This window comes from Synechococcus sp. R3-13 (assembly GCF_047462195.1).
Taxonomy (GTDB): domain Bacteria; phylum Cyanobacteriota; class Cyanobacteriia; order Thermostichales; family Thermostichaceae; genus Thermostichus.
Window position 1 is genome coordinate 1 of record NZ_JANSIO010000192.1, and the last position, 5,303, is coordinate 5,303.

The 5,303-nt window shown below is 58.5% G+C and carries 4 protein-coding genes; 3 read left to right on the forward strand and 1 reads right to left on the reverse strand.

Annotation, left to right across the window (positions count from 1 at the left end; translation table 11 throughout):
* On the forward strand, positions 1–1,913 hold a 1,913-nt coding region (locus tag NW856_RS05770), incomplete at its 5' end, for a hypothetical protein (protein WP_414399483.1).
* On the opposite strand, the gene NW856_RS05775 is transcribed toward NW856_RS05770, so the two are convergent.
* The gene (locus NW856_RS05775) at positions 1,795–2,823 is read right to left on the reverse strand and encodes a LysR substrate-binding domain-containing protein (RefSeq protein ID WP_414399484.1); all 1,029 of its coding nucleotides are present in this window, start codon (positions 2,821–2,823) and stop codon (positions 1,795–1,797) included. The genes NW856_RS05770 and NW856_RS05775 overlap by 119 nt on opposite strands.
* Positions 2,824–3,130: 307 nt before the next feature.
* Here NW856_RS05775 and NW856_RS05780 point away from each other — a divergent pair, with 307 nt between their 5' ends.
* Both NW856_RS05780 and NW856_RS05785 read left to right on the forward strand, forming a co-directional pair.
* A complete protein-coding gene (locus tag NW856_RS05780; RefSeq protein ID WP_414399485.1) occupies positions 3,131–4,807 on the forward strand; it encodes a hypothetical protein in 1,677 nt (558 codons plus the stop codon).
* 37 nt (positions 4,808–4,844) lie between these two features.
* On the forward strand, positions 4,845–5,210 hold the full coding sequence (locus NW856_RS05785; RefSeq protein WP_011433539.1) for a hypothetical protein: 366 nt from the start codon (positions 4,845–4,847) through the stop codon (positions 5,208–5,210).
* Positions 5,211–5,303: the final 93 nt, after the last annotated feature.

Sequence of the window (5,303 nt, forward strand, 5' to 3'; positions counted from 1 at the left end):
GCTTCTGGTGGGGGGCGGTGGGGGTGGGGGCGGGGGTGGCGGCGGTGCTGCTCACCAAGTGGACAGGGGTGCTGTTTTTGCTGCTGCCTTTGGTGGGAGTTGCAGGTCAGGCCCTCTGGCGCTCTGGGAAAGCGGTGGGGTGGTGGAAAGGGATCCCTTGGCCGGCGCGGCTGGCCCACTTGGCCTTGGGGATGGGTGTGATGCTGCTTTTGTGCTGGCCCTGGTATGGGGCCAATTGGCTGTTTGTGCTCAGCAATGGCTGGGCTTACGCCGAGACTGCCCACTACTACATCACTTGCCCAGCGGGATCCCTGTGCTGGTGGACTGCCTACTTGCGCCTTTTGCCCCTGCAGATGAGCCCTTTTCTGTGTGGGCTGCCGCTGCTGAGCGGGTGGGGATCCCTGGACAGGCGAGAGGCAGTTTTGTGGGCCACCTACGGTTCGGGCTACCTTCTCTACACCCTGGTGGACATCAAAGATGTGCGCTTCACCCTACCCCTGCTGCCTCTCTTGGCCGTGTTATCAGCAGGCGGGATCCAAAAGGCTTGCCGGTGGTTGGGGAAGCGGAGGGATCCTTGGGGCTGGAGAGGGGGAGGCTGGGTAGGCGTAGGTCTGGGATCCCTGGCCTTACTCAGCCTAGGCCAGCCCCTTACCCCAGGCGTGGCTCCTCTGTGGAAGGGGATCCAAATGCATTGGCAGGGGCAGCACCCCACGCAGGAGCTGACCCAGTGGATCCAATCCTTGATCCAGCCAGGCTTGACCACCACGCTGGGGGTTCTCCCCAATACAGAGCTGATCTCTTCCGAAACCCTCACCTACTTGGCGGCTCTTCAGCGCTGGCCGGTCACGTTCCGCGCTGCTGGGCAAACCCCCTGGCCGGAGCTGGAGCTATCCTTGCTGGATGGGTTTGTGGATGCCGAAGGGGAACAGGGAATTATCGGCCCCTATGGCCCGACTAAGGAGCAGATCCGGCAGCACCTGCGCAGCAGCCCAGACTGGCGACAAGATCCGGCGGTGGAGTTGCCTACCTTGGGTCGGCTGCACACCTACTTCCCTCGCATGCCAAGAGTGACGGTGCAGAAGTGGCCTCTGGAAGCTGGGGAGGTGGAGCTGGTGGAGGTTGAGACGCTGTCGGAGCTGGGGATCCCCGCCTGGAAGTTGCGCTGGCAAGGCCCAGCTCAGAACTTGGCCCAGACGCTGGTTTGGGCGCGGCTGGAAGATGGGCAAGGACGGGTTTTGGAGAAGCGGGCCTGGGTGCTGGGGCAGAATCGCCTGCAGCTCAACTCAACAGGCGGCTGGCTGGTGGAAGAGATCTTGACGCTGCCCACAACCGACTTCCCAAGAGGTGGCCTTCTCCACCTGGAATGGCAGTTGCCCAAAGGGACCCGCCATTCCCTACGCCAACCCTGGAGAGGATCCCTGTCGAGCTTCCCGAAGGAGGGATCCCCCCTTGTAACGGATCCCTTACTTCCTCTCCGCAGGGCGGCCAGAGCTGCCGCTGTTGGGGATCTGCAGGCCCTCTCCCTTTACCTCAATGCCTGGACAACCCTGCAATACCCGACTTTTTTGACGGATCCAGATCGCATCCTGGTACGGCAACTGCTGGAGGGGGAACGGCAACAGGCTGCTGCCCAAGGCCAACCGAGCCAGCAAATCCAAAGCCACTACCAACTGGGCTTGCTGTTGGCGGCGCTGTTACAATCAGAAGCAGCTCAGTTGCATTTTCAACAGATCGTCGAGCTGGATCCGGAAGACGAGTGGGCGCGGGCTTACCTGGGGTTTTTGCGAGTATTGTTCACTCACGACTTTGAGGGGATCCGGGGGTTGCGACAAGAGCTCTCGGCTGTGCTTCAGCCTCTTTGCCGGAAAGCGGATTTGGATTGGGATTTGAATTGGATTTGTGCTGCTCTTTAGCCACAAAGTCCAGCTCCATTTGCGAAACCTGGGAAAGAAGAAAGTCGGCAAAAGCTTTGGCCACCACCGAAAGACGCTTAGAGCGCAAATAGACCAAATACCAGAACCCCCGAATGGGAAACTCTTCCACATCCAAAATAGCCAGATGATGCTGCCACCCCCCCAAGGCCAACACATGCTGAGACAAAACCGAAATGCCCAATCCACCCAAAATCCCTTGGCGGATAGCTTCGCTGCTGCCTATCTCCATGCGAATGTTGAGCTTTAGGTTATGCTTCTCAAAAAGCCGCTCTACAGCCATGCGGGTGCCGGAGCCGGGTTCACGGGCTAAAAAAGGTTCTTGGGCAATGCGCGCCAGAGGGATCCCCTTTTGGCCCACCAGGGGATGATGAATAGAGGCCATCACCACCAAAGGATTTTCCAGAAAAGGTTGTGCCACCACGTCCAGATCTTCTGGCGGCATCCCCATCACGTAGAGATCGTCCATGTTGTTGCTCATCCGCTCCAAAACCTGCTGGCGGTTGAGCACCTTAAGAGCTACGTCAATGCCGGGATACTGCTGACAAAATGGCCCCAGCAGACGGGGTATAAAGTATTTGGCAGTGGTGACCACTCCAATGCTCAGCCGTCCCTGCTTTAGCCCCTTCAGGTCGGCAAGGGTCATCTCGAATTGATTCAATTGTTCAAAAATCTTCTCGCAGGTTTGGTGTAAAGCTTGCCCTGCTTCGGTGAGATACAGCCGCTTGCCCACCTGTTCAAACAACGGTAACCCCACGGCTTTGCTCAATTGCTTGATCTGCATGGAAATCGTGGGTTGGGTCAGGTAGAGCTCTTCGGCAGCGCGGGTAAAGCTCAGGTGGCGGGCGGCAACCTCGAAGATTTGCAGTTGATGCAGGGTAATGGCCTTCATGGACAATCAAGAAAAGCTAAAGGTTTACTACTAAATCATAAGCGCTAATCTATGCCTTTTGGCGAGATCCCTAGGAGAACCTGGCTAACGGTCACAGTGGCGAAAGGGGCAAAACCGAAGAGCAAACCCCTGCCACTCGGACTTAAGGTAGAGATCGACCAAGGGATTGCGCCGGTGTGGGCACAGGCGGCTGTTTTTTTCCAATAGCCGCTCTCTGGGCAGGAGAAGAGTACGATCGCAGACATTCTCGTGGAGGTTGAGGGTGCTAAGACTGCCAAAAAACAAAGGGAGCCGCTGGCTTGCGGGTGTGCTGGGCGCGCTGATGTTGCTGGGATCCGGAATCACGGCCCAGGCTCAGTTCTTGTGGCCCGGCCATTCCCTTTTCCCCAGCTCTGGTTCCGTAGACAGTGCGGAACAGAGGGGATCCCACTTGGCTGCTCGGCTCGACGCCTACTGCCGACAGCCGCCCGAGGAGGTAGCGCGCAAGGCTCAACTGCGCCAGCAGGCTGCCCAGTCGAATGCTGCTTGGGCCGAGTACACCCAAGTTTTGGCCGAACATGGCGCTGCCTTGATCGCCTGCCGCAGCCAACGCTGGCCCCAGATCCAGGCCATCTGGGTACGTCTGCATCCCTGTGATGCCAATCCGGGCGTGTTGGATCAGGTGTTCGACCAAGTGGTAAACCTGGGCTACAACCGCGTCTTTATCGAGACCTTTTACGATGGCCGCTCTATTTTGCCGGATGGCGCAGGGGGGATCTGGCCCAGCTTACAGCCCAACGCCGACTTGTTGGATCTGGCTCTGAAGGCGGCACGACGCCGCGGCTTATCTGCCTATGCCTGGGTGTTTTCCCTCAATTTCGGTTACAGCTACGGACAACGGCCCGATCGACAGGTGGCCCTGGCCCGCAACGGTCGCGGCATCACCACCGTCTTGGATCCCGCTACAGCCCTTTCGGAAGACCTGGGCAGTCCTGGCGAGGTATTTGTGGATCCCTTTCATCCCTTGGCACGGCGGGATTTTGCCGAGTTAGTCCGCCGCATCCTACAGCGACAGCCGGATGGGATCCTTTTCGACTACATTCGCTATCCGCGTGGCTCAGGGGGATCCAGCGTGGCAGCCACCGTCCGAGACTTGTGGATTCATGGAGAGGCCGCCCGGAAAGCTTACCTCAATTTGGCAGAAAACCCGGCGGGTCGGGCATTGCTGGAGCGCTACCTAAGCCAGGGCTACATTGCAGTGGCAGATGTTCTCCATCTGGATGCCACCTATGCCGAAGAGCCCAGGTGGCGGCAGCCAGGGGATCCCTGGCCCAGCCCGACCGAGAAATGGGCGCTTTCCCCAGAGTTACTGGACTGGGCTGCCCAAGACATGGCCAGCAGGAATTGGCAGGGGGATCAGCTTTCCTCTGCAAAAGATTTACCAGAGAGTCTGGAGAAACCGGCGGATTCCAGTTCTGAGGCAGCAGCACCAACTCCTGCCCCTTCCCCCACCCCCAGCGCCGCCGTTCGCCAAGAACGTTGGCAGCAGCAGCTTTGGCAGCTGAGCGTCGAGTTTGCCCGCTACGGCGTTCTCGATTATCTACAGCAGGCCGCCCAACCCGCCCAGAGGCTGGGGATCCCGGTGGGGGCTGTCTTCTTCCCAGAAGGCAACCAAGCAGTAGGAGAAGGATTCGACGCTCGTCTGCAACCCTGGGACCGCTTTGATCCGGGTATGGAATGGCACCCAATGGCCTATGCCAAGTGCGAGGATAGCTCCTGTGTGGCGCAGCAGGTGGAGCAGGTTTTGGCCGTAGCTTCTCCCCAAACCTTCGTTTGTCCGGCCATCGCCGGCCTATGGGGACAGTCGCAACGACAGCGCCCCAGCCTAGAAGTGCAAATGGCAGAGCTGGCCCGCCGCTTCCCGCAGTTGCCCTGTGTGAGTCACTTCGCCCTCTCCTGGATCGAGCCGGAGCTGGAGCGCAGCCGTCGCACCTGTCAACTCTAACGCCCATCCCAATCTAAAAGTTAGGAATTCTGAACTTATGAGCCCTGAGCAATTTGATCTGATTAACCGCCTGTTTCAACTGACCTTTCAGATCGGGGATCGCTTGGGCTGTGAATCCTCAGATCCTGCTCAATTGTTGCTGACCAACCGGCCCAGCCTGGAATCCAGTTGCACATTCTTTCCTTCCGATTTCACCTACGAAGCCTTGGATCCCCAAGTGTGGGCCGACTACATGGCGGAAGTTCCGGCCTTAGCGCAGATGGCGAATATTTTGCAACCTTATCCTTTCACCTGTGGCATTTATCGCCAAGACGAGGTTTCGTGGTGGATTTGCGCCTTTTGGGCAGCCCAAGAGGACTTGGGAACCAACTTGCTCTTGCGCGCCCACAGAGTCGAAACTTAGGCGCTTGAGCCCTATCTCCTCTCCCTCATCGAGACGGGGATCGGCGTTACCGGAATCAAAGGGGCTGATAGCAGTCGTGGTTTTTATTACCAT